This window comes from Rhodopseudomonas telluris, from assembly GCF_042432815.1.
Taxonomy (GTDB): domain Bacteria; phylum Pseudomonadota; class Alphaproteobacteria; order Rhizobiales; family Xanthobacteraceae; genus Rhodopseudomonas; species Rhodopseudomonas telluris.
On sequence record NZ_JBHLWM010000008.1, the window covers coordinates 522565 to 544938 of the forward strand.

General features: G+C 64.5%; 21 protein-coding genes and 1 tRNA gene. 14 read left to right on the forward strand and 8 right to left on the reverse strand.

What is annotated here, in order from left to right:
* Nucleotides 1-43: 43 nt before the first annotated feature.
* On the reverse strand, nucleotides 44-1309 hold the full coding sequence (locus tag ACFFJ6_RS19905) for an OpgC domain-containing protein (protein ID WP_378391053.1): 1266 nt from the start codon (nucleotides 1307-1309) through the stop codon (nucleotides 44-46).
* Nucleotides 1310-1535: 226 nt separating this feature from the next.
* Between ACFFJ6_RS19905 and ACFFJ6_RS19910 the strand changes: the two genes are divergently transcribed.
* The 4 genes from ACFFJ6_RS19910 (at nucleotide 1536) to ACFFJ6_RS19925 (ending at nucleotide 6737) form a co-directional block, all read left to right on the forward strand.
* Nucleotides 1536-1841, forward strand: coding sequence for an ETC complex I subunit (locus ACFFJ6_RS19910; RefSeq protein WP_378391055.1), 306 nt, complete (start codon nucleotides 1536-1538; stop codon nucleotides 1839-1841).
* 239 nt (nucleotides 1842-2080) lie between these two features.
* Nucleotides 2081-3685 carry a carboxyl transferase domain-containing protein gene (locus ACFFJ6_RS19915; RefSeq protein ID WP_378391057.1) on the forward strand — a complete coding sequence of 535 codons (1605 nt, stop codon included), beginning with the start codon at nucleotides 2081-2083 and terminating at the stop codon, nucleotides 3683-3685.
* Nucleotides 3686-3701: 16 nt separating this feature from the next.
* Nucleotides 3702-5717: an acetyl/propionyl/methylcrotonyl-CoA carboxylase subunit alpha gene (locus ACFFJ6_RS19920; protein WP_378391059.1), complete on the forward strand. Its 2016-nt coding sequence runs from the start codon at nucleotides 3702-3704 to the stop codon at nucleotides 5715-5717.
* A gap of 114 nt (nucleotides 5718-5831) precedes the next feature.
* On the forward strand, nucleotides 5832-6737 hold the full coding sequence (locus ACFFJ6_RS19925) for a hydroxymethylglutaryl-CoA lyase (RefSeq protein ID WP_378391061.1): 906 nt from the start codon (nucleotides 5832-5834) through the stop codon (nucleotides 6735-6737).
* 145 nt (nucleotides 6738-6882) lie between these two features.
* Here the strand turns inward: ACFFJ6_RS19925 and ACFFJ6_RS19930 are convergent, their stop codons facing one another.
* From ACFFJ6_RS19930 to dctP, 3 genes are read right to left on the reverse strand one after another with little or no spacing between them, the layout of a single operon-like run.
* A complete protein-coding gene (locus tag ACFFJ6_RS19930; RefSeq protein WP_378391063.1) occupies nucleotides 6883-8241 on the reverse strand; it encodes a TRAP transporter large permease in 1359 nt (452 codons plus the stop codon).
* A complete protein-coding gene (locus ACFFJ6_RS19935; RefSeq protein ID WP_378391065.1) occupies nucleotides 8238-8789 on the reverse strand; it encodes a TRAP transporter small permease in 552 nt (183 codons plus the stop codon). The genes ACFFJ6_RS19930 and ACFFJ6_RS19935 overlap by 4 nt, the downstream gene beginning before the upstream one ends.
* Nucleotides 8786-9805, reverse strand: a complete 1020-nt coding sequence (gene dctP / locus ACFFJ6_RS19940) for a TRAP transporter substrate-binding protein DctP (RefSeq protein WP_378391068.1) — start codon at nucleotides 9803-9805, stop codon at nucleotides 8786-8788. Before dctP ends, ACFFJ6_RS19935 begins: the two co-directional genes overlap by 4 nt.
* Before the next feature lie 339 nt (nucleotides 9806-10144).
* Here dctP and ACFFJ6_RS19945 point away from each other — a divergent pair, with 339 nt between their 5' ends.
* The gene (locus ACFFJ6_RS19945; RefSeq protein WP_378392223.1) at nucleotides 10145-13156 is read left to right on the forward strand and encodes an outer membrane protein; all 3012 of its coding nucleotides are present in this window, start codon (nucleotides 10145-10147) and stop codon (nucleotides 13154-13156) included.
* A 171-nt stretch (nucleotides 13157-13327) separates the two neighbouring features.
* Nucleotides 13328-13792: an FKBP-type peptidyl-prolyl cis-trans isomerase gene (locus tag ACFFJ6_RS19950; RefSeq protein WP_378391069.1), complete on the forward strand. Its 465-nt coding sequence runs from the start codon at nucleotides 13328-13330 to the stop codon at nucleotides 13790-13792.
* Between the two features lie 60 nt (nucleotides 13793-13852).
* On the opposite strand, the gene ACFFJ6_RS19955 is transcribed toward ACFFJ6_RS19950, so the two are convergent.
* Nucleotides 13853-14188, reverse strand: coding sequence for a hypothetical protein (locus ACFFJ6_RS19955; protein WP_378391071.1), 336 nt, complete (start codon nucleotides 14186-14188; stop codon nucleotides 13853-13855).
* 226 nt (nucleotides 14189-14414) lie between these two features.
* Here ACFFJ6_RS19955 and ACFFJ6_RS19960 point away from each other — a divergent pair, with 226 nt between their 5' ends.
* The 3 genes from ACFFJ6_RS19960 to ACFFJ6_RS19970 are packed head-to-tail and all read left to right on the forward strand — an operon-like array spanning nucleotide 14415 to nucleotide 16870.
* Nucleotides 14415-15218, forward strand: coding sequence for a threonine/serine exporter family protein (locus ACFFJ6_RS19960; protein ID WP_378391073.1), 804 nt, complete (start codon nucleotides 14415-14417; stop codon nucleotides 15216-15218).
* A gap of 17 nt (nucleotides 15219-15235) precedes the next feature.
* The gene (locus ACFFJ6_RS19965) at nucleotides 15236-15694 is read left to right on the forward strand and encodes a threonine/serine exporter family protein (RefSeq protein ID WP_378392225.1); all 459 of its coding nucleotides are present in this window, start codon (nucleotides 15236-15238) and stop codon (nucleotides 15692-15694) included.
* A gap of 45 nt (nucleotides 15695-15739) precedes the next feature.
* Nucleotides 15740-16870, forward strand: a complete 1131-nt coding sequence (locus tag ACFFJ6_RS19970; protein ID WP_378391075.1) for a glycosyltransferase family 4 protein — start codon at nucleotides 15740-15742, stop codon at nucleotides 16868-16870.
* Nucleotides 16871-16945: 75 nt separating this feature from the next.
* On the opposite strand, the gene ACFFJ6_RS19975 is transcribed toward ACFFJ6_RS19970, so the two are convergent.
* The gene (locus ACFFJ6_RS19975) at nucleotides 16946-17425 is read right to left on the reverse strand and encodes a DUF3833 family protein (protein ID WP_378391077.1); all 480 of its coding nucleotides are present in this window, start codon (nucleotides 17423-17425) and stop codon (nucleotides 16946-16948) included.
* A gap of 147 nt (nucleotides 17426-17572) precedes the next feature.
* Between ACFFJ6_RS19975 and ACFFJ6_RS19980 the strand changes: the two genes are divergently transcribed.
* Both ACFFJ6_RS19980 and ACFFJ6_RS19985 read left to right on the forward strand, forming a co-directional pair.
* A complete protein-coding gene (locus ACFFJ6_RS19980; protein ID WP_378391079.1) occupies nucleotides 17573-18310 on the forward strand; it encodes a DUF4336 domain-containing protein in 738 nt (245 codons plus the stop codon).
* A 188-nt stretch (nucleotides 18311-18498) separates the two neighbouring features.
* A complete protein-coding gene (locus ACFFJ6_RS19985; protein ID WP_378391081.1) occupies nucleotides 18499-18948 on the forward strand; it encodes a translation initiation factor 2 in 450 nt (149 codons plus the stop codon).
* A 161-nt stretch (nucleotides 18949-19109) separates the two neighbouring features.
* Here ACFFJ6_RS19985 and ACFFJ6_RS19990 read toward each other — a convergent pair whose 3' ends face one another.
* Nucleotides 19110-19982, reverse strand: coding sequence for a DUF4238 domain-containing protein (locus tag ACFFJ6_RS19990; RefSeq protein ID WP_378391083.1), 873 nt, complete (start codon nucleotides 19980-19982; stop codon nucleotides 19110-19112).
* 102 nt (nucleotides 19983-20084) lie between these two features.
* On the opposite strand from ACFFJ6_RS19990, the gene ACFFJ6_RS19995 reads away from it, so the two are divergent.
* From ACFFJ6_RS19995 to ACFFJ6_RS20005, 3 genes are read left to right on the forward strand one after another with little or no spacing between them, the layout of a single operon-like run.
* Nucleotides 20085-20783, forward strand: coding sequence for a dual OB domain-containing protein (locus tag ACFFJ6_RS19995; RefSeq protein ID WP_378391085.1), 699 nt, complete (start codon nucleotides 20085-20087; stop codon nucleotides 20781-20783).
* 7 nt (nucleotides 20784-20790) lie between these two features.
* Nucleotides 20791-21426, forward strand: a complete 636-nt coding sequence (locus ACFFJ6_RS20000; RefSeq protein ID WP_378391087.1) for a DUF488 domain-containing protein — start codon at nucleotides 20791-20793, stop codon at nucleotides 21424-21426.
* The gene (locus tag ACFFJ6_RS20005; protein ID WP_378391089.1) at nucleotides 21426-21857 is read left to right on the forward strand and encodes a DUF488 domain-containing protein; all 432 of its coding nucleotides are present in this window, start codon (nucleotides 21426-21428) and stop codon (nucleotides 21855-21857) included. The genes ACFFJ6_RS20000 and ACFFJ6_RS20005 overlap by 1 nt, the downstream gene beginning before the upstream one ends.
* A 145-nt stretch (nucleotides 21858-22002) precedes the next feature.
* Here ACFFJ6_RS20005 and ACFFJ6_RS20010 read toward each other — a convergent pair.
* Nucleotides 22003-22079 (reverse strand) — tRNA-Arg (locus tag ACFFJ6_RS20010).
* Nucleotides 22080-22374: the final 295 nt, after the last annotated feature.

Genomic DNA, 22374 nt, shown 5'->3' on the forward strand with positions numbered 1-22374 from the left:
GCCGCGCCGCGGGCCTCGGCCGGCTTTCGCCTTGAAATCCCTGTCAGCTTGAACTCGCGCCCGCCGAGGGCACGGACTGTGCTGCCGCGGGGCTGCCGACTGCCGTGTTCGTTCCGGCGACTGCCACGCTCGATGCCGGGGCCACGATGCCAGCCGGTTGCGCGGCCTCCGCCTTGGGAGCCGCGGGCCTGACCGGCTTGTCCTGCTTCTTCGACCAGGTGATGTAATAAGCGACCAGCGTCATCATCGCGATGCCGGAGACGCTGACGATGATCTGCGCCAGCAGCGAGCCGGAGCTCATCAGCAATTCGAAATGCGCGACGAAGGACAGGAACACGCCGACGCAGAACACCGCCAGCGACTGCTGGCCGCATTTGATCAGTGGATCGAAGATCGGCCAGTTCAGGCCTTCCCATTCTTTCGGCACGAACCGGATCACCAGCACCACCAGCACGGCGAAATGCAGGAAGCGGTAAGGCGCGAGGTTGGTCTTGTCGTTCGGATTGAAAGCGTCGAACAGCCAGGTAGGGAACAGCTCGCCCAGCGCCGGAAACCGGCCGGCCATCGTCATCACCAGCGCGAACAGCATGTAGGCGATGCAGAACCACAGCATCGCACGCGAATTGATGATCGAGCGCGACCGCGTGGTGCCGCCGAGCGCGCACCAGGCGCCGAACACGAACAGCAACTGCCAGCAGAACGGGTTGAAGTACCAGGTCCCGGCCGGATAGGCGGGCAGATTCCAGCCATAGTGCCGGGCGGCAAAGTACAGCGCGAACGAGGAGATCATCACCGCGTCGGGGCGGCGCAGCATCAGCCACAGCACCGGCGGGAACAGGCCCATCAGCACGATATAGAGCGGCAGCACGTCGAGATTGACGGGTTTGAACTTCAGCAGCAGGCCCTGGCGCAGCGTCTCGATCGGGCTGTCGACGAGGCCGGCGACGTTGAACTCGTTGATAATGTCGGGATCGCTGAAGCGCTGGGCGACATAGCCGATCGCCACGATGTAGATCACGAACAGCACAATGTGGGCGACGTAAAGCTGCCAGACCCGCTTGGTCAGGCGTGTGCCCCCGACGATGAAGCCGCGCTCCAGCATCATCTTGGCGTAGACGAACGAGGCGGTGTAGCCGGAGATGAAGACGAACAGGTCCGCGGCGTCGGAAAAGCCGTAGTTCCGGGTGGTGATCCAGTTCACCACGTTGTCTGGGATGTGATCCAGGTAGATCGCCCAGTTGGCGACGCCGCGGAACAGGTCCAGCCGCAGGTCGCGCCCCTTGCCCGGGAGAATTGCCTGAATTTGCATGAAGCCGCCGTCCGTTTGTTCACGAAATCAATGTGGTCCGGGACTGCTCGATTGTCACGACGCCGGGGAGGGAATATACCCGATCAGAAACCAAGTCGCGGAGCGATCGATCAAGATTGACGGGATCGATCATGATCGCTCGGCTTTCGCGGCCTTGAACGTTACACGATGAGCCGCGTTTTCACCAAACCGCCGCAATGCCGCACCTGACAGGCCAGAACCTTCGATGACCGCACGGATCTTCAAGCCCGCCAAGAACGCCATGCAGTCCGGGACCGCGAAGACGCGGGACTGGCAGCTCGACTACGAACCCGAGCTGCCCCGGCAGATCGAGCCGCTGATGGGCTGGACCTCGTCCAGCGACATGCAGCAGCAGATCAGCCTGCGCTTCGACACCCGCGAGGAAGCCATCGCCTATTGCGAGCGCGAGGGCATCCCATACCAAGTTATCGAGCCGAAGGACCCGGCGCGCCGCCGCGCCGCCTATGCGGACAATTTCGCGTTCCGCCGGCCGGAGCCCTGGACGCACTGACCGGGGGTTCGCGGACGCTTCGCCGTCCGCAGCCAGCCTCTCCAGAATCGAGCCTTAATCAGGCCGGGCCAAATCTCCGCCCGGCCTCATAACCTCTCGGCACAAGCCCGCCGAGCGCCCGATTGCTAATCTCCGCGCATACATCCGACGACGTGAGGTTAGGGTTGCATCCCGCGCCTGCGCGGTGAACCATGCGCCCAACGCTTCGCCCGAAGCGACCCAGAACTGCCGGAAACGCCATGTCCCTGCATTCCAAGATCGATCCCGGCTCGGCCGATTTCACGCGCAATAGCGAGACTATGCGCGCGCTGGTGGCGGAGCTGAAGGACAAGCTCGCAGCCGTTGCCGGCGGTGGCGGCGAAGCGGCCCGCGCCAAGCACACCGCGCGCGGCAAGCTGCTCGCCCGCGACCGCGTCGACCTGCTGCTGGATCCGGGCACAGCCTTCCTCGAATTGTCGCCGCTGGCGGCCAACGGCCTCTACGGGGGCGACGTGCATTCGGCCTCGATCGTCACCGGGGTCGGCCGCGTCCAAGGCCGCGAATGCATGATCGTCGCCAATGACGCCACCGTGAAGGGCGGCACCTATTATCCGCTGACGGTGAAGAAGCATCTGCGCGCGCAGGACATCGCGCGGCAGAACAATCTGCCGTGCATCTACATGGTCGATTCCGGCGGCGCCTTCCTGCCGCAGCAGGACGAGGTGTTTCCCGACGAGCGGCATTTCGGCCGTATCTTCTTCAACCAGGCCAACATGTCGGCGCAGGGCATTCCGCAGATCGCGGTGGTGATGGGGTCCTGCACCGCGGGCGGCGCCTACGTCCCGGCGATGTCGGACGAGAGCATCATCGTTCGCAACCAGGGCACCATCTTCCTCGGCGGTCCGCCGCTGGTGAAGGCCGCGACCGGCGAGGTGGTGAGCGCCGAAGAACTCGGCGGCGCCGATGTGCATTCGCGGCAGTCCGGCGTGACCGATCACTACGCGCAGAACGACGCCCATGCGATCGGCATCGCGCGGAAAATCGTCGGCACGTTGAAGCCGCCGCAGCGGCCGGTGCTGAACATGCGTGAGCCGCGCGAGCCGCTGTATCCGGCGGAGCAGCTCTACGGCATCGTGCCGGCCGAACAGCGTAAACCGTTCGACGTGCGCGATATCATCGCCCGGATCGTCGACGGCTCCGAATTCGACGAGTTCAAGAAGCTGTACGGCACCACGCTGGTGTGCGGCTTCGCGCACATCTGGGGCTTCCCGGTCGGCATCATCGCCAACAACGGAATCCTGTTCAGCGAGTCTTCGCTGAAGGGCGCGCATTTCATCGAGCTGTGCTGCCAGCGCGGCATTCCGCTGGTGTTCCTGCAGAACATCACCGGCTTCATGGTCGGCAAGAAGTACGAGGCCGGCGGCATCGCCCGCGACGGCGCCAAGCTGGTGACGGCGGTCGCGACCGCCAATGTGCCGAAGTTCACCGTGGTGATCGGCGGCTCCTACGGCGCCGGCAATTACGGCATGTGCGGCCGCGCTTACTCGCCGCGCTTTTTGTGGATGTGGCCGAACGCGCGCATCTCGGTGATGGGCGGCGAGCAGGCCGCGATGGTGCTGAGCCAGCTGCGCCGCGACAACATCGAGGCCAAGGGCGGCGCTTGGAGCACGGAGGAGGAAGAGGAATTCCGCTCGCCGATCCGTGCGCAATACGAGACGCAGGGCAGCCCGTACTACGCGACGGCGCGGCTGTGGGACGACGGCGTGATCGATCCTGCCGACACGCGGCTGGTGCTGGGGCTAGGCCTGTCCGCCTCCAGCAATGCGCCGATCGAGCCGACCAAGTTCGGCCTGTTCCGGATGTGATGAGCAGGATCTGATGATGACCAGCACAGCCCTGTATCGGCGCTTTCGCACGCTCCTGATCGCCAACCGCGGCGAGATCGCCTGCCGCGTCATCCGCACCGCGCGCGCCATGGGCCTGCGCACCGTCGCGGTGTATTCCGAAGCCGACGCCGGTGCGCTGCATGTCAGCGAGGCCGACGACGCCGTGCTGCTCGGCCCGGCCAAGGCGGCCGACAGTTACTTGAATATCGCGCGGATCATCGAAGCCGCGAAACAGACCGGCGCCGAAGCGGTGCACCCGGGCTACGGCTTCCTGTCGGAGAGCGCCGAATTCGCCCAGGCCTGCGCCGACGCCGGTCTCGTGTTCGTCGGCCCGACGTCGCAGATGATCACCGCGATGGGCTCGAAGTCGGGCTCCAAGGCGCTGATGGAAAAGGCCGGCGTACCGCTGGTGCCGGGCTATCACGGCGCCGCGCAGGACGACGCGACGCTGACGGCAGCAGCCGACAAGATCGGCTTTCCAGTGCTGGTCAAAGCTTCGGCCGGCGGCGGCGGCCGTGGCATGCGGGTGGTGCGCAAGGCGGACGAACTCAGCGACGCGATCGCCAGCGCCAAGCGCGAGGCCAAGGCGGCGTTCGGCGACGACACGCTGCTGATCGAGAAGTACGTCGACAATCCGCGCCACATCGAGGTGCAGATCGTCGGCGACAGCCACGGCAATCTGGTGTCGCTGTTCGAACGCGAATGCACGCTGCAGCGTCGCCACCAGAAGGTGATCGAGGAGGCGCCGTCGCCGACGCTCGATGCCGCCGGGCGCGAGAAAGTCTGCGAAGCAGCGCGGCGCGCGGCCGGCGCGGTCAACTACGTCGGCGCCGGCACAATCGAATTCGTGTCCGACGGCAAGGATGTGTTCTTCATCGAGATGAACACGCGCCTGCAAGTCGAGCATCCGGTCACCGAGCTGATCAGCGGCGTCGATCTGGTCGAATGGCAGCTCCGCGTCGCCTTCGGCGAAGCCCTGCCGCTCAAGCAGGATCAACTCAAGCTCAACGGCCACGCCATCGAGGCGCGGGTCTATGCGGAGATTCCGGCGAAGAACTTCATGCCGTCGGTCGGCAAGATCACCACCTGGCGCACGCCGGCGGAAACGGACGGCCTGCGCATCGACGCCGGCTATCGCGCCGGCGACAGCGTGTCGCCGTATTACGACGCGATGCTCGCCAAGGTGATCGCCTGGGCGCCGACTCGCGCGGCGGCGATCGATCGGCTGGACCGCGGCCTCAATGAGACCGACGTCCGCGGCGTCACCACCAACATTCCGTTCCTGTCGGCGCTGGTGACGCATCCCGAGGTGCGCGCCAACGCCATCGACACCGGCTTCATCGAGCGCCAACTGGCGGCGTTGACCGCGACGCCGGACACGCTCGGCGATCTTGAACTCGCCGCAGCCGTCGCGGCGATCCTCCGCAGCGAGGACGAGGCGGCCAAGACGGACGCGGCGTCGCCGTGGCGCGCGTCGGGCTGGATGCCGGTGGGACGCCGCAAGCGCAGCTTCGTATTCCGGCGCGGGCAGGGACATGAGCACAAAGATCATCCGGTGCTGCTCAGCTATGGCAGCGCCGCTTCGACTTTGACGATCGACGGGCGCGAGCTCGCGTTCGCGTCGTCGGCGAATAGTGAGGGCATCGATCTGCTGCTGGACGGCGTGCGCTCGCGCATTGCCGCCGTTGTGGATGGGCAGGACCTCTATGTCCGCACGAAGAACGGTCGCTTCGACCTCCACCTCGTCGATCCGTTCGGCGGCGAGAGCGAGGAAGCGTTTGGCGAGGACAAGATCGTCGCGCCGTTGCCCGGTACCGTGGTGGCGTTGCTGGCCGAGCAGGGCGCGAAGCTCCAGAAGGGCGACGCGATCCTGACGCTCGAGGTGATGAAGATGGAGCAGACCCTGCGCGCGCCGTTTGCCGGCACGCTCAAGGCGCTGAAGTGCAAGGTTGGCGACATTGTTGCCGAAGGCACCGAGCTCGCCGAACTCGAGCCGGACGCCGAGTCGTAATTTTCCGTCATGGCCGGGCTCGTCCCGGCCATCCACGTCTTCGTGCGTCTTTCCGCCGAAAGACGTGGATGCCCGGCACAAGGCCGGGCATGACTTGATACTTCGGAGTTGTTCATGACCGACACCATCCGCATCGTCGAAGTCGGCCCGCGCGACGGGCTGCAGAACGAGAAGACGCCGGTCAGTGTTGCGGACCGCATCGCCTTTGTCGACGCGCTGGTCGCAGCGGGGCTGTCGACCGTCGAGGTCGGCGCGTTCGTGTCGCCGAAGGCGGTGCCGCAGATGCAGGGCTCCGACGAGGTGCTGCGCGCTTCGCTGAAGCTGCCCGGCGAATTCCACGTGCTGGTGCCGAACGAGAAGGGCTACGAGGCCGCGCGCGCCGCGGGAGCGCAGGTCATCGCGGTGTTCGCTTCGGCGTCGGAAGGGTTTTCGCGCGCCAACATCAATTGCACGGTTGCGGAGTCGATCGAGCGCTTCAAGCCGGTGATCGCGCGCGCCAAGGCGGACGGCGTCAAGGTTCGGGGCTACGTGTCCTGCGTGCTCGGCTGTCCGTTCGACGGCGATGTGCCGGTGCAGGCGGTGGTCGATGTCACCACCACGCTGCGCGATCTCGGCTGCTACGAAGTCTCGCTCGGCGACACCATCGGGGTCGGCACGCCGAAGAAGGTCCGCGAGCTGCTACGCGCCTGTGCCGACGCAGTGCCGATGGCGTCGCTGGCGATGCATTTCCACGACACCTACGGCCAGGCGCTCGCCAATCTCTATGCCGGCCTGGAAGAGGGCGCCCGCGTCATCGACAGCGCCGCCGGCGGCCTCGGCGGCTGCCCGTATGCGCCGGGCGCCACCGGCAACGTCGCGACCGAGGACGTGGTCTACATGCTGGAAGGCATGGGCGTATCGACGGGCGTCGACATGGAGAAGCTGATCGCCGCGACTAACGGCATTGCGTCGCTGCTTGGGCGACCGCCGGTCAGCCGCGTCGTCAATGCGCTGAACGCTAAGAAGAAGCGGGCGAGTTAGCGATCACCATCCGTGTCCCGCACGCGGTGCAGCGCATAGCGCTGCGCCGCAGATGCGGGACCCCGGTTAGCGGCGCGAGCGAAGGAACCGGGGCCCCGGATCTGCGCAGCGGCACTGCGTGCCGCGGCTTGTCCGGGGCACGAGGTCAGCGTGCGCTCTCCGGGCCCATCACCAGATCTGGTAGCCAGGTCGAGATCCCCGGAAAGAAGCACAGCAGCAGCACGGCCAGCATCATCAGCAGAACGAACGGCAGCGTGCCCCAGATCACGTCGCTGAGCGGGATGTCGGGGGCGACGTTGCGGATGACGAAGATGTTGAGGCCTACCGGCGGGTGGATCAGGCCCATCTCCATCACGATGGTCATCACCACGCCGAACCAGATGATGTCGAATTCGGCGGCGCGCAGCGGCGGCAGGATGATCGGGGCGGTCATCAGGATGATCGACACCGGGGGCAGAAAAAAGCCGAGCATCACCACCAGCAGCAGGATCGCGGCGAGCAGTTCCCAGCGCGGCAGGTTCATCGCCACGATCGCCTCGGCTGCCGACTGCGAGATGTGCAAATAGCTCATCACGTAGGAGTACAGCAGCGACATGCCGATGATCATCATCAGCATGGTCGACTCGCGGACCGTCGAGGTCATGATCGGCGCGAGGTCGCTGGGTCGCCACACGCCGTAGATCATCGCGATCAGCAGCAGCGCCAGCAGGCCGCCGAGGCCGGCGGTTTCGGACGGCGTGGCGTAGCCGCCATACAGGGCGATCATCACGCCGGTGAGCAGGATGATGAACGGCAGCACCCGCGGCAGCGCGCCGAAGCGCTGCGCCATGGTGAACTTTTCGTCGGTCAGGATCGGCGAGGTCGCGCCGGTTTGTTCATAGGCGCGCTTCGCCGTGGCGTATTCCTTGCGGAACCGGATCACCGCATAGATGCCGAACAGCGTCACCAGCAGCAGGCCGGGGCCGATGCCGGCGAGGAACAGCCGGCCGAGCGATTTCTCGGCCGCGACCGCGAACAGGATCATGGTGATCGACGGCGGCAGAAGGATGCCGAGCGTGCCACCGGCCGCGATGATGCCGGCCGCGAAGCCGCCGGAGTAACCGCGCTTGCGCATCTCCGGGATGCCGGCGGAGCCGATCGCCGAACAGGTCGCCGGTGACGAGCCGGCCATCGCGGCGAACAGCGCGCAGGCGAACACGTTGGCGACGCCAAGCCCGCCGGGGACCTTGTGCAGCCAGGCGTGGAGGGCTGAGTACAGATCCTGGCCGGCGCGCGACTTGCCGATTGCCGCGCCCTTGAGGATGAACAGCGGGATCGACAGCAGCGTGATCGAGGCCATTTCCTCGTAGACGTTCTGCGTCACCGTATCGAGCGACGCCGACGGCATGAAGATCGCCATGAACACCAGCGCGACGGCGCCGAGCGCGAACGCGATCGGCATGCCGGAGAACATCGCGACCAGAGTCGCGAGACCGTAGCTGATCCCAATGCCGAGAACTGTCACGAGCGATTCCAATTCTTGAGCGCTTGAGCGATCTGCAGCGCGATCTGCAGGCACAGCAGCGTCATGCCGGCGGCCATCAGCGCATAGGGGATGGCGAGCGGAGGCGACCAGATCGAGTTCGAGACCTGGCCATCGACCCAGGCCTCATGTGTCAGCGTCCACGACTTCCAGGCGAAAAATGCGCAGAAGGCGAGGCTGGCGATATCGACCAGCAACAGCCGGATGCGATTGACCAGCGGTGGCAGCAGCCCGGTGAACGCCTCGATGCCGATATGGCCGCGCTGGCTCTGCACGAAGGCGGCGGTGAGGAAGGTGGCGCCGACCAGCAGAAAGACCGCGGCTTCGTCCTGCCAATAGGTGGCGCTGTGAAACAGGCTGCGGACCGCCACGCTGTAGCTGAGGATGCCGCACGCGGCGATCAGCGCTAGCGCGGCGGCCAGCAGGATGGCGCGGTTGACCCACGCCAGCGCGTGGCCGAGCACGCCGCCCGTCTCGCGATGGGCGGCGCTGGTCGGGTCGGCCTGACCCGCGGCAGGACCATGCATCATGCGGCGTCGGTCGCCAGCTTGAGCAGGTTGGCGCAGGTGGCGCTCTTCTTGGCGTAGTCCGGCCACGCGGTGTCGCGCGCGATCACGCGCCATTTCTCGACCGTGGCGATGTCGAGCTTCTGTACCTTGGCGCCGGCCTTCTCGTAGACCTTGGCGACTTCGATATCGTCGTCCTGCGCGCCTTTGCGGCCGAACGCTTCGAGCTCGGTGCCGACGCTGAGGATGATGTCCTGATGGTTCTTCGGCAGCTTGTCGAAGATCGCCTTCGACATCATCAGCGGCTCGAGCATGAACCAGTACGACGCGTCTGCGCCCGAGGTCAGATGCTTGGCGACTTCTTCGAGCCGGAACGAGATCAGGCTGGTGGAGGAAGTGATGCCGGCGTCGCAGGCGCCGGTCTGCATCGCGGCGTAGATTTCGTTCGACGGCACCGACAGCACCGCGGCGCCGGCCTGCTGCAGCACCATGTCCATCTCGCGCGATCCGCCGCGCACCTTCAGCCCCTTGGCGTCTTCCGGCGCGAGCAGCGGCTTGTTGCGGCTGGCGACGCCGCCGGCCTGCCACACCCAGCTGATCAGCATGATGCCCTTGTCGGCGAGGAAGTCGGTCAGCGCCTTGCCGATCGGCTTGGTCTTCCAGGCGAGGCCCTGATCGTAGGTTTCGACCAGGCCCGGCATCAGGCCGATATTGGTCTCCGGCACTTCGCCGCCCGCATAGGGCATCGGATACAGCGACAGATCCAGCGCGCCCTTGCGCATCGCCGAGAACTGCGCGTTGGTCTTGATCAGCGACGAGCCGGGATAGACTTCGCCGACCAAATCGCCGCCGGAGCGCTTGCTGATTTCGGCCGCGAACATCCGGCACAGCCGGTCACGGAAGTCGCCCTTGTCGATCGTGCCGCCGGGAAACTGATGTGAGATCTTCAGCGTCGTCGCGGCGTGTGCGGTTCCGGTTCCGAACCGCAGGACCGCAGGCGCGGCCAGCATGGTCGCGACGACATGGCGACGTGAGATCATCATTTCTCTCCCGGGAATTTGTTTGTTGGTTGTGATGGCTACCGCCTGCGTCGGCGGGTGGTCAAGCCGGCGCGTGATCAGCAGGCCGATTTGTGGCGACTATTATGCGCCGCAGTGCAACGCAGCTCGGGATGCTGCGCCGCACTGCTTGGTAGTTAGTTGCGCGCGCCAGCGGTTGAGCCGCGGGGAAGTCCGATCTCGATCTGAGGAACTCGCGAACGCACTGGCAAAGTCAGTGAGCAATTTCAGGTTCCCTCTGCCTGCTGGCCGTAGGCAGTGGCATTTGCGGGAAGAATCGTGTTCGTCGGTATGTGGGTGTGGTTTGGGGGCTTGGGAATGATGAGGATTGGAGCCGGGTGGGCGAGCGCGTGCGCGGTCGTCGTGTGGTTCGGCGCGGCCCACGCCGCTGATGTGCCGCTGGCCCGGGTCCCCGTCGTCAAGGCGCCCCCTGGAGCCGCCGCCGTGGCGGATTGGAGCGGCTTCTATGTCGGCGCGCATGTCGGTGCCGTGGCCTCGGACAACGCCTGGACGAGCGCGTCAGGGCCGGTGCTGGCGCTTCCGCCGCAGCCGCTTCCATTTTACGGCCATGGCGTCAGCGGCAATGCGATTTCGGGATTTCAGGCCGGCTATAATTTTCAGGCGGGACGCTTCGTCTATGGCTTGGAGGCCGACGCGAGTTTCGGCACGATCGGCGGTGTAGCCGGGTGCCTGGGCGGCGCGTTCGCCTGCACGACCCGGATGGATGATCTATGGACCGTGGCAGCGCGGTTCGGCTTCGCGGCCAGTGATTTCCTGCTTTATGCGAAGGCAGGTGCAGCCTGGGCGGATGTCAAACGCCGGATGGCGAGCGGCGGAGCTTCCGCCGTTTTGGACGGCTCCGAGACCCGCGCCGGATGGTTGATCGGTCTCGGCGCCGAATATGCCTTCCTGCCGGGCCTGTCCGCCAAGATCGAGTACGACTACGCCGACTTCGGCAGCCGCTCGCTGGCGATGACGGACCAGTTCGGCGCGACGTCCGATGTCACGGTCGGCCAGACGGCACACTTGGTCAAAGTCGGTCTGAACTATCGCCTGGGGGCCGCGTCGATCAGCGCGGCACCGGCTCCCGGCGTGCCGTTGCCGCAATGGAGCTGGACCGGCGTCTACATCGGCGCGCAGGCCGGCGGCGGCTTCGGCCGTAATCAATGGGAGTCCGCGAACGGCGCGCTGCTCGCGGTCTCGTCGTCGGGTGGCTTCCCCGGCAATGGCGACAGTTCGGGGCTGTTCGGCGGTGGACAGATCGGCGCCAATCTGCAGGTCGGGCGCTGGGTACTCGGCGTCGAGGCGTCGGCGGCTGCGGCGGATATCGGCGGCTATGCGAAATGCGCCACCAATGTCGTCGTCGGGATCAACTTCGTCTGCCACAATGCCATCACCTCGCTGGGCACCGTCGCCGGCCGCTTCGGGCAGAGCTGGGGCAATCTGCTGATCTACGGCAAGGCCGGCGCCGCCTGGGCCACCGGCAACAGCGAGGCGCAACAGTCCGGCTTCGCCAGCCGTTTCACCGAGAGCGGGACGCACTGGGGCTGGATGACCGGTACCGGCCTCGAATACGCGCTGAGCCAGAACCTCTCGGCCTTCGTCGAATACAACCACGTCGATTTCGGCATGCGCGACACCCGCTACGCCGATCAGTTCGGCAACGCCTCGGTGGTCGGCTTCAACCAGAAACTGGATCTGGTGAAGGCGGGCATCAACTATCGGCTCGGCTGGGGCGCCCCGATGCTGGAAGCGGGCGCGGCCACGCCGCTGTTCGTCAAGGCGCCGACGCTGCCGCTCGGCTGGTCGGTCGAAGCCGGCACGCGCTATTGGGGCAGTTCCGGGCGGATGCAGAAGGATCTGAACGACAACACCTCGCCGAGCCGGCTCAACTCCCGCCTGATCTATGCCAATCAGACCGGCCATTCGCTGGAGTCGTTCGTCCGCTTCGATCACACCTCGGGTGTGTTCGCCAAGGCGAATCTCGGCCTCGGCCATCTCGTCGGCGGCCAGCTCAACGACGAAGACTTCCCGAACCTGGTGACGTACTCCAACACGATCTCGAACATGCGGAATGGCCGGCTCGCCTTCGGCAGCGCGGATGTCGGCTACAACTTCATCAACGATGGCGGCCGCAAGCTCGGTGGCTTTGTCGGCTATCGGTCTCTCTACCAGACCGGCAACGGGTTCGGCTGCCTCCAGATCGCCACCGACACCACCTGCGGTGTAACGACCCCCTCCCGATTTCTTGGCCTCAGCGAAACCGAATCCTGGCGCGGAGTCGCGCTCGGTTTCAACGTCCGCGCGCCGCTGAGCGAGCGGCTGCGGCTGGAGGTCGATGCGGCCTATCTGCCCTACGTCAATCGCGCCGGTTTCGATAATCACTGGTTCCGGGCCGACATCAATCCGCAGGCGGAGACCGGCCACGGGTGGGGCACGCAGTTCGAAGCCATCCTGTCCTATGCCGTCACCGATCGATTCAGCGTCGGCGTCGGTGGGCGCTATTGGTACTTCGCGACCAACAGCGCCAGTACGATCTTCCCCGGCGAGACGGCCGTCGCGCCGATGCAGTTCTATTCCGAGCGCTACGGCGGCTTCGTGCAGACCTCGTACAAGTTCGGCGATGTCGAGACGGCAGAGGCCGCCTCGCGCGGCATCGCCAAGGCGCCGCCGCAGACCGCGCCGGTGAATTGGACCGGACTCTACGTCGGCGCAAGCGTCGGCTCGGGCTGGGGCCGTACCACCTACGCCGATCCTTTTCCGACCGCTCCGACGGGCGATCGGGTCGACATGGGCGGTGCATTGCTCGGCGGCCAGATCGGCGCGAACTATCAGTTCGGCGATCTGGTCACCGGCGCCGAAGCCTCGGCGAACTGGGCGAACATCAGCGGCACCAATACGTGCTTCGGCGTGTATCCGGATCCGGTAACGGCCGGCTTCAACTGCGGCAGCAGGATCGATGCGATCGGCGCCTTCACGGCTCGCGGCGGCTACGCGTTCGATCGCACGCTGCTCTATGTCAAGGGCGGTGCGGCGTGGGACCGTCAGCAGGATCAGTTCAACACCATCGGCGTCGGCGGGTCGATCCTCACCAACACCAGAACCAATTGGGGCTGGACGGTCGGCGGCGGTCTCGAATACGCGCTGGCGCCGGCGTGGTCGATGGCGCTCGAATACAAGTACTTCGATTTCGGTGCGTCGTCGGTGTTCAGCACCTCGGCTCCGCCGGCATTGGCCGGCGTCAATCTCGCGCCGCAAAACAATCGGCTGCAGACCGTATCGCTCGGCGTCAATTACAAGCTGGGCGACTGGATGTCAGCGTTCCGCGACTAGAGCGGGCAGGCGACGCCCTGAGTTCGAGCGGGCCGCGCCGGCCGGTCCGCCGGTTGATCGGATCGAGGGGCGCGCGGAACGGGCGCGTCCGGCGCGGTTGTGGCGTGGCCGCCGAACCGCTACAACCGGGCCTCATCCGCGACGACGTCGATCTTCCCGAAGGACAATCCGATGCGTTTCGCTTTTCCCGCCGGCGCTCCGCTGGCTTTCGCCGTCGTCGCCGCTGTGTCGGTGGCCGTGGCTACCTTGCCGAGTACACCCGCCATGTCCGAACCCGCCAACATCGTCACCACGCCGTCGGGCCTCAAGGTCGAGGACACCAAGGTCGGCACCGGCGCAACGCCGACGCGCGGCCAGATCTGCGTGATGCACTACACCGGCTGGCTGTATCAGAACGGCGCCAAGGGCGCGAAATTCGACTCGTCGGTCGACCGCAACGAGCCGTTCGAATTCCCGATCGGCATGGGCCGCGTCATCAAGGGCTGGGACGAGGGTGTCGCCAGCATGAAGGTCGGCGGCAAGCGCACGCTGATCATCCCGCCGGAGCTCGGCTATGGCGCGCGCGGCGCCGGCGGCGTGATCCCGCCGAATGCGACGCTGATCTTCGAGGTCGAATTGCTCGGCGTGAAGGGCTGACGTGATTGATCGTCGATGCAGCCGCTCGCGCCTGCGGGCGGCTGCATCGACGCGTTCGGCTCACGGCCGTCCGCAATACACCAGGATGCTGCTGGCGGTGGTGCCGCAGGTGGCGGTGAGGGCGCCTTTCTCCACCCGCAGCGTATCGGCGAAGCGGCCCTTGGTGCCGCTGACGCAGATTGCCGACAGCAGCGTGTCGCCAGCCTCACACGACGTCGGACAGCCGTCCGCGGCGCAGCTCGACGAGGTGAGAGTCTTCACCGGGCTGACGGCGGCCTGAGCCACCACGCCCTCAGATGGATCGCCGGCGACGGTCTCCTCATGCTTCGAGTTCTTGGCGGCGAAAATGATCACGGCGGCAGCGACGAGCGCCACGGCCAAGGTCGGAATTTTCATGGGCAACCTCATTCCTCGAAATGGCGTCAGGCCGAAACAAATTCAGCATAGTCCGGCGTCGAGGAATTGGAACTGATCGCTATCAAACGCGCCACATCACAACGACTGAACTACCTAGCGGTAATATTGTCCGCGCTGCGCGCGATTGGCATCTGGACTCGCCGACGGTCGTCATGGTGTTGCGGGGTCGCTTCGTGTTGAATGCCTGCGAATCCGATGTTGCGAGATGAATAGTCAGCCCGATACCTCCGAAGTAAATTTACCTCACCATTTGTCGTTGGATCGCATCGCGCATGTGACGTTGCGCGTCGGGGCGATCCTGGCGCAGAGCGGCGCATCGGTGCGCGTGGTGCATGAGGGCGCGCAGATGATCGCCAGCGGCCTCGGCGTCGAGGTGATGGGGATGCGCTCGGGCTACGCCTCGTTCGAAATCACGCTGGAGCGCGGCCGCACCACGATCACGCGCATGATGCAGATCGGGCCGCACGGGGTGAACCACCGGCTCGACTTCGCAGTGCGCGATCTGGTGGTGCGCGCATCGCGCGGCGGCATGACGCCCGAGGACATCGAACGCGAACTCGACCGCCTGCTGCGCGACACGCCGCGGCATCCGTGGTGGCTGGTGGCGGTCGCGACCGGTGCGGCCTGCGCCGCGTTCGGGAGGCTGCTCGGCGCCGACTGGCCGTCCTTCGTGCCGATGCTGGCTGCGGCGAGCATCGGGCAGGGGCTGCGGCACTGGCTGCTCGGCCGCCGCACCAATGTGTTCGTCGTTGCGGCGATCATCGGCTGCGTCGCCGCTTCGCTGGGCGGTCTCGGTGCCCGGCTCGCCGGCAGTGGCACCGTGCAGCTCGCGATGATGGCCTCGATCCTGCTGCTGGTGCCTGGCGTGCCCTCGACCAATGCGCAGACCGACGTGCTCGACGGCTATCCGACCATGGGCAGCGCGCGCGCCGTGTGGGTGATCATGATCATGGTGTTCGCGGTGACCGGTCTGTGGCTCGCCGAATTCGTCTTGAGGATTCCGACGTGACCCAGGATCTCGCCGCGATGCTTCCGTATCTGGCGCATCAGGCCGCGTTCGGCGCGGTTGCCGCGGCCGGCTTCGGCGTGCTGTTCAATTTCGGCGGCCGGCCGCTGGTCTGGTGCGCGATCGCCGGCGCGCTGGCGCTCGCCATCCGCACCGTCAGCCAGAAATCCGGCGTGAGCCTGGAGGCGGCGACGTTTCTCGCCGCGGCCGGCACCTCCTGCGCGGCGATCCTGCTGCGGCGCTGGCTCGGCCCGGCCTGCAATGCGATTGCGCTGGCCGGATGCATCCCGATGGTGCCCGGCGCGTTCTTCGGTCAGGCGATGCTCGGCTACATGTCGGTCGCGGCCGACACCTCGGGGCACTCGATGAGCCAGCTTGTCGCGTCTGCGCAGGCGTTCATTCGCGTGGTGTCGATCGTCGGCGCGATCGGAGCGGGGCTGGCGATCCCGGCCTATTTGTTGCGGAGCCGGCAGTTCTGAGCAAGGGTGCGCCCCTGCCGCCGGGCCGGTTCCGAAAGTGAATTCATGAAGATTGCCTTCGCCATCGTCACCCTGTTTTCGGCCGGAGGTCTGCAGCGCGACTGCATGGCCCTGGCCGCGCGTCTGGCGGAACGCGGCCATGACGTGACGATCTTCGCCGAGCGCCAGAAGGGCGAGATCCCGGCCGGGCTGAAGGTCGAGCTGCTGCGCAATCTTGCGCTCAGCAATCACCGCCGCGATCTGAAATTCGCCGAGGCGGTGGTGCGGCGCTGCGCCGGGCAGTTCGACAGGCTGGTCGGCTTCGGCAAGCTGCTCGACCTCGATGTGATCTACTGCGCCGATCCGTGCCTTGCGGTGCGCCGCGTCGGCTGGCTGGCAGGCCTCGGTTCCCGCCGGCGGACGCAGCTGCGGCTCGAGGCGTCGAGCTTCAAGCAGGGGCAGAAAACCACCTGCCTGCTGCTGAGCGCCAACCAGGCGCGCGACTTCCGCGCCGCGTGGTCGACCGAGCCGCGGCGGATCGAAGTGTTGCCGCCGACCATCGATCGCGCCCGGCGGCATCCGGAGTTTCGCACCGATGGCACGCGCGAGCGGCTGCGCGACAGCCTCGGCATCGGCGAGGAGACCTTGCTATGGCTGGCGATCGCCAACCAGCCGAACGTGAAGGGGCTGGACCGTACGCTGGTTGCGATGAAGGGCATCCCGCAGGCCCGCCTCGCGATCGCCGGCATTCAGCCGAACAGCAAGCAGGCCGGGCAGGTGCGCGGCTGGGCGCGCGGCGTCGGCGTCGCGGATCGTGTCGAGATGCTCGGCTACCGCGCCGACATTCCCGAACTGATGGCCGCGGCCGATCTGCTCGTGCATCCGGCGCGCTACGACACCACGGGCACCGTGATCGTCGAGAGCCTGATCAACGGCCTGCCGGTGATCACCACGGCCGAATGCGGCTATGCGCCTCATGTAACCAAAGCCGATGCCGGCATGGTAATCCCGAGCCCGTTCGACCAGGAGGCGCTGACTGCGGCACTCGGCGCGGCGATGTCGGCGGGCAAGCGCAACCGCTGGAGCCGCAACGGCATCGCCTATGGCGCCGCCGAGCAACTCTACGACGGGCTCGATCGCGCCGCGGACCTCATCGAAAATCCGCGGCCCGCTGCAGCCACCTCATCATCCAGTTAGCAGCGGGGGCTCCCACCGCTGCGTCCAGAGCTTCAGCGCTAATCAGCCTGTTGCGGCCGCTGCGCACATATCTGCTCAGCTCAACTTGCGATACGTCACATGCGCGGTGGCGAAGGGCAGGCCGGCACGGCCGGCGCTGCCGCGCACCATGCAGCCCGTGGCGTCGATCCGATAGAACCAGTCGTCGAAATTCAGCTTGGTGGTCGATCCATCCTTCTGCGGCGTTTCACGCGTGTACTGCCAATGGAAGGCGCAGCCGGCCTGTTCGCCGCTGGCCTCACCGTCCAGTCGCGGCTCGGTGCCGCTGTATTTTCCGGGCCCGAGCTTGCGGATCGTCCATTGCAGCGTATCGACGTGGCCGTCGTCGAACCGATAGGTCTCGGTGAAATGCACCGCCTGGGTGGCGGCGTCCCATTTGCCTTCGGCCGTGATCGTGGCGCGCTTCTGCAGCCCGCCGATCAGGCTCTCCAGCACGCCCCAGCCTTCCAGACGGCCGTTGAAGAACTCTTCCGGCAGAAATTCCGGCGACGTGTTTTTGAAATCGTCGATCGACATGGTGGACTCCTTTGATCTGGAGGAGGAAGCCGCTGCAACCCGCGCTGTTCCGAACCGGAACGAAGAGATCAAGCGCGGCTTGCTGCCACGGGGACCGGCAAGCGCGCCGTCTCCCGCTGCCGATCTCTCACGCCGAATGAGGCCCCGATGTCCGAAGCCGTCGCTTACTTGCCGATCGATACCTTGAAGCCGGTGGCGGACGATGTGTGGATCGTCGACAGCGGTCCGCTCAGCGCGATGGGGCTGGAAGTGCCGGTGCGGATGACCGTGATCCGGCTGCGATCGGGAGCGATCTGGCTGCACTCGCCCACGACGTATTCGGATCGGCTGAAAGCCGAGATCGAGCGTCTCGGGCCGATCACGCATCTCGTCGCGCCCAACATCGCGCACTGGATGTACGTGAAGGACTGGAAGCAGCGCTGCCCGGGCGCCCGGACGTGGGCGGTCCCCGGCCTGAGGACACGCGCGCCGGTCATCAAATCGGGCGTGGTGCTGGACGAGGATCTGGCGTCGCCGCCGCCGGCCGCATGGGCGGCCGATGTGGAGCAGTTTCTGATCACCGGCGGCTTCGGCGTCAACGAGGCGGTGTTCTTTCATCGCGCGACGCAGACGCTGATCCTCACCGACTTCGTCGAGAACCTCGAGCCCGCGAAACTGGGGCCTATCGCGGGTCCGCTGGCGCGGCTGGCGGGCGCGACGGCGCCGGACGGCATGGCCCCGGCGCACTACCGGTTCGCGATGAACCGGCGGCGCGACGACGCCAAGGCGGCCGCGCGCCGGCTGCTGGCCTGGACGCCGCAGCGGGTGATCTTCGCCCATGGCAGCTGGTACGAGACAGACGGTACCGAGCGCCTGCGCCATTCGCTGCGCTGGCTGTTGGACTGACGCGTCCGCGGGAGAGGTCACCGCGACCTCGACTAACGACGGTCTCATCGCTGGAGGAGGCCGGGCGTGATGTGGACAACGCAAAAGACATTTGATCCTGCGTCTCAGACGCGGCTTCTGCCGTCGGCGAGGTCTTGAATTCCCTCTGAAAGGTTGCGCTCTGGGGCACCGTATATGGGGGACTAACGATGCGCCTATGGGTTGGCGCGGTTTCGGCCGCGTTGCTGCTGTCGGGCTGTGCGTCGGTGACGCGCGGCACCACGGAAAACATTTCGATCGCGACCACGCCCTCCGGCGCGCTGGCCAATGTCGCAGGAACCGATGCCCCGTTTTCCTGCGTCACGCCGTGCGCCGTCGAAGTCAGCCGCAGCGCGGACATCGTGGTCAGCCTCAGCAAGGCCGGCTACGAGCCGCAGGTCATCCCGCTCACCCGCGAAATCTCCGGCGGCGGCGGGGCCGGCTTTGCGGGCAACCTGCTGCTCGGCGGTGTCGTCGGCATGGGCGTCGACGCCGCCACGGGGGCGGCGATGGATCACAAGCCGAACCCGGTGGTGGTGACGCTGCAGCCGGTGCCTGCGGCGCCGGCGGTTGCTGCGCCGGCGGTGAGACATCGGAAGCCGAAGGTGCCGGTGAGCTGAAGCGGCGCTGGCTCGATCCTAATCTATCGAGCCGCGATTGCGAGCGAGGTCAAAGTCCGTCGGTTTTGCTGGCCTCAAAAGCGGGGTGAGCCTTTTTGTGTGACTTGAACGGTGGGCCAGCTGACTCGAAGAATCGCAAATTTTGCGAAGCGCGAAGAGAACTATGCCCCCTGATCTCGTCCGGCGTATATATCGGTCCCGATCATCTCGGAAAACTCCCTTACGAATTCGAAATCGTTGGTCGATGAGATGATGAACCGGCTTGCCATAAAGGCTTGGCCGGAGTTTTCACTCTGGACCATTTCGTCGGTCAGTGGGATTGACGACAGGCAACTGTCAAACTTTTTGATAGCCCTCCAATATCGGCGTTCGTGGCAGAACATGATGATGTCGGGTGCCAAAGGATAAACCGCATAGGTACCATCCGACACGAAACCTGCTTTAAGCCACATAGAATTGTCTTTGGTCCTGAAGGCGACCGGATTGTCAGATGTGATGAGCGGCGTTGAGGTATTGTTTCTTGCAAACATCCATATAGCGTTTTCGATGTGACGAGCGATGCCCTCAACGAGATCTAGATCCCACATGAGGTCCGTATGTAGATTTGCCTTTTCTTCTGCGGAGAGCGGCTTATCCGGATGTTCCGCATGGTACATGGCGCAGAGGATGTCGCGCGTATCGGAGGTCCTCAAGAACTGCACAGCCATAAAGCGAGCGATGATTTCTCGATTGGGTTTGGGAATTGGAATTTTTGCTCCAAGCTTAAGGCCGCGCAGCCAATCAAGCCACTGGTCGGTGATCAAAGACACTTGGCCTTCCATTTCCGCGAGCTGCTTTTCCATGACAAATGGGTCATGTCCCAGCCTTTCATATTTATGCAGCCTATAGAAATCGGTCTCTACGGCGATTGAATCTGGTGTCGATTGAAATATTCGATCGGTAGTCTTGTCCCAAATCCAAAGCCGCCCATTGGCATCAGCAAACCGTCTTTGATGGAATTGCGGCACATAATGGTGTCGGCGCGGATCGTTCATTTGCTACCTTGGTAGGAACAAGGACGTAGTATCGGGGTGCGGCGTTAAATTGTGGCGTGTGTTATTCTATATTCGCGACCTTAGGGATGGGGAGTATTTTCAATGCCGCGGCCAAATTATTCGAAAACCATTCTCTGCCTTGCCAATTCCCGCAGACCGGGTGGGGCTTGTTTTGCTGGCAAGGAATTAGAGGTCGGTAAATTGGGCCATTGGGTGCGGCCAATCGATGCTAAGCGTTCAAACGCCATCGCGGAGCGAGATGCCAAATATGCGGACGGTGTCTCAGCGGATCTCCTCGATATCGTGCGCATGCCGATGAGCGCTGCAGCTCCGAGCGATCATCAGACCGAGAACCATCAAATCGACCCCGGATTTTATTGGACCAAGAAGGGACGCGCCACCTGGGAGCAGATCATCGAAGCGACGGATAAGGTCGCGGGACCGTTATGGTCGGATGGCGATCACAGCTTTCACGGATTAAATGACAAAGTCAATGAAGAGACGGCGAAGACGCTTGACGGGTCTCTGCTTCTTATCAAGCCGTCACAGCTTGAACTCGTGGTTGGTGAAGAATCGAAGTTCGGCGGCGGAACGGCGCGAAAAGTGCGAGCCAAATTCAAGCTGAACGGAACCGATTACAACTTCGTCGTGACCGATCCTTGGATCGAGACAAAATATCTTGCAAAACCAGACGGTTCATACGCTGTGGACGGATCGCGTCTCTGTGTTAGTCTGGCTGAGATCCTCAACGGCTCGGCCACGAAACTGGTGGCAGCCGTCATCACACCCGACCGGATATAGGCTAAGCATGGTCGACGCGGTATATACGATTGGGCATTCGACCCACACGATCGAGAAGCTGATTGCCATGCTTAAGGAGCATGGCATCACGGCAATCGGCGATGTGCGTTCGCGGCCTTACAGCCGCATGAACCCTCAGTTCAACCGTGAGCCATTAAAGAAAGCCTTGCGCGAAACGGACATCGCCTATGTGTTTCTCGGCGCCGAGCTTGGGGCGCGCAGCGAAGACATGAGTTGCTACCGCAACGGCCAGGTCCAGTACGATCTCCTGGCGCGAACCGATCTGTTCAAGCGTGGCATCGAAAGAGTGAAGGATGGAGCCCATCGTTATCGATTGGCCTTGATGTGCGCCGAGAAAGAACCGTTGGATTGCCATCGCACCATTCTTGTGTCGCGGACGTTGTTCGAGGACGGGGTGCCGATCAAGCACATACTTGCGGATGGCGGCATTGAAGATCACGCGCGTACCGTTGATAGGTTGGTCGCGATGTTGCGGGTTCCTGGTAGCGATATGTTCCGCACCGATGACGTCGTCGTAAGCGAAGCATTTGCGCGGCAGGGAAAGGAAATCGCGTATCGTGAACAGTCGCCGGAGTCGTCGATGCCGGCAGGTGCCGAACAGAAATATGCGAGAGGCCCGTAATGAAGCTTTTCACAATTGGATTTACGAAAACTTCGGCTGAAGCATTCTTCACGAGGCTTTCGCGTGCGCATGTCAAAAAGCTGATCGATGTTCGCCTGAACAATGTTTCGCAGCTGGCAGGATTTGCGAAGAGGGATGATCTTTGCTTCTTCGCCAAGTCGATTTCAGGAATTGGATACGAGCACCTATCCGAATTGGCGCCGACGCAAGATTTGCTGGACCAATACAAAAAAGCCAAGGGGTCATGGGCTGCCTACGCAGAACGATTCCTCGATCTCATGGCCCGACGCAAGATCGAGAACATCGATCGCTCTCGACTGGATGGCGGTTGCTTGCTGTGCAGCGAAGACAAGCCGCACCATTGCCATCGCCGGCTCGTAGCCGAATACCTCAAAGAGAAATGGGGTGACGTAGAGGTCGAGCATCTTTAGAAGCGCTCCCCAGCCGCGCGGCACACTCGCGCCGGGTTGCTGTGGCCTCTTCGAGATGCTCCGAATGAAGCTAGAGTCTGGCCCTGGTGAGGACGGACTGATGAAGTGATCGAGGTTGACGGAAGATAATCTTCAACATCGTTACTGGCGATCCCAGCAGGATTCGAACCTGCAACCCGCGGAGTAGAAATCCGCTACTCTATCCAGTTGAGCTATGGGACCGTTGGGGAAGCTTCTAGCACCGCGGATACAAAAAATCCGCCCCTGAGACAACACCTCCCAGCCGTTTCCGAAATCCGGACCCATCCCCGAACCATTTGCCGCGCTGCCGCGTCCAAGAGGGGCGGCGCGTTGTGTTCGGCGCGCGGGCACGCGAAGATGCGAATCTGATGGATCGGCGATCGACATCGGGCCGTCACGGCCCTGCGCGCAGAGCGGTGCGCCCGGCCGGGGTCGGGCCGCGCCATCAGGACGTCATTTTACAGGCATTTGCTTTCGTCTCGGAACGCGGCGCTCG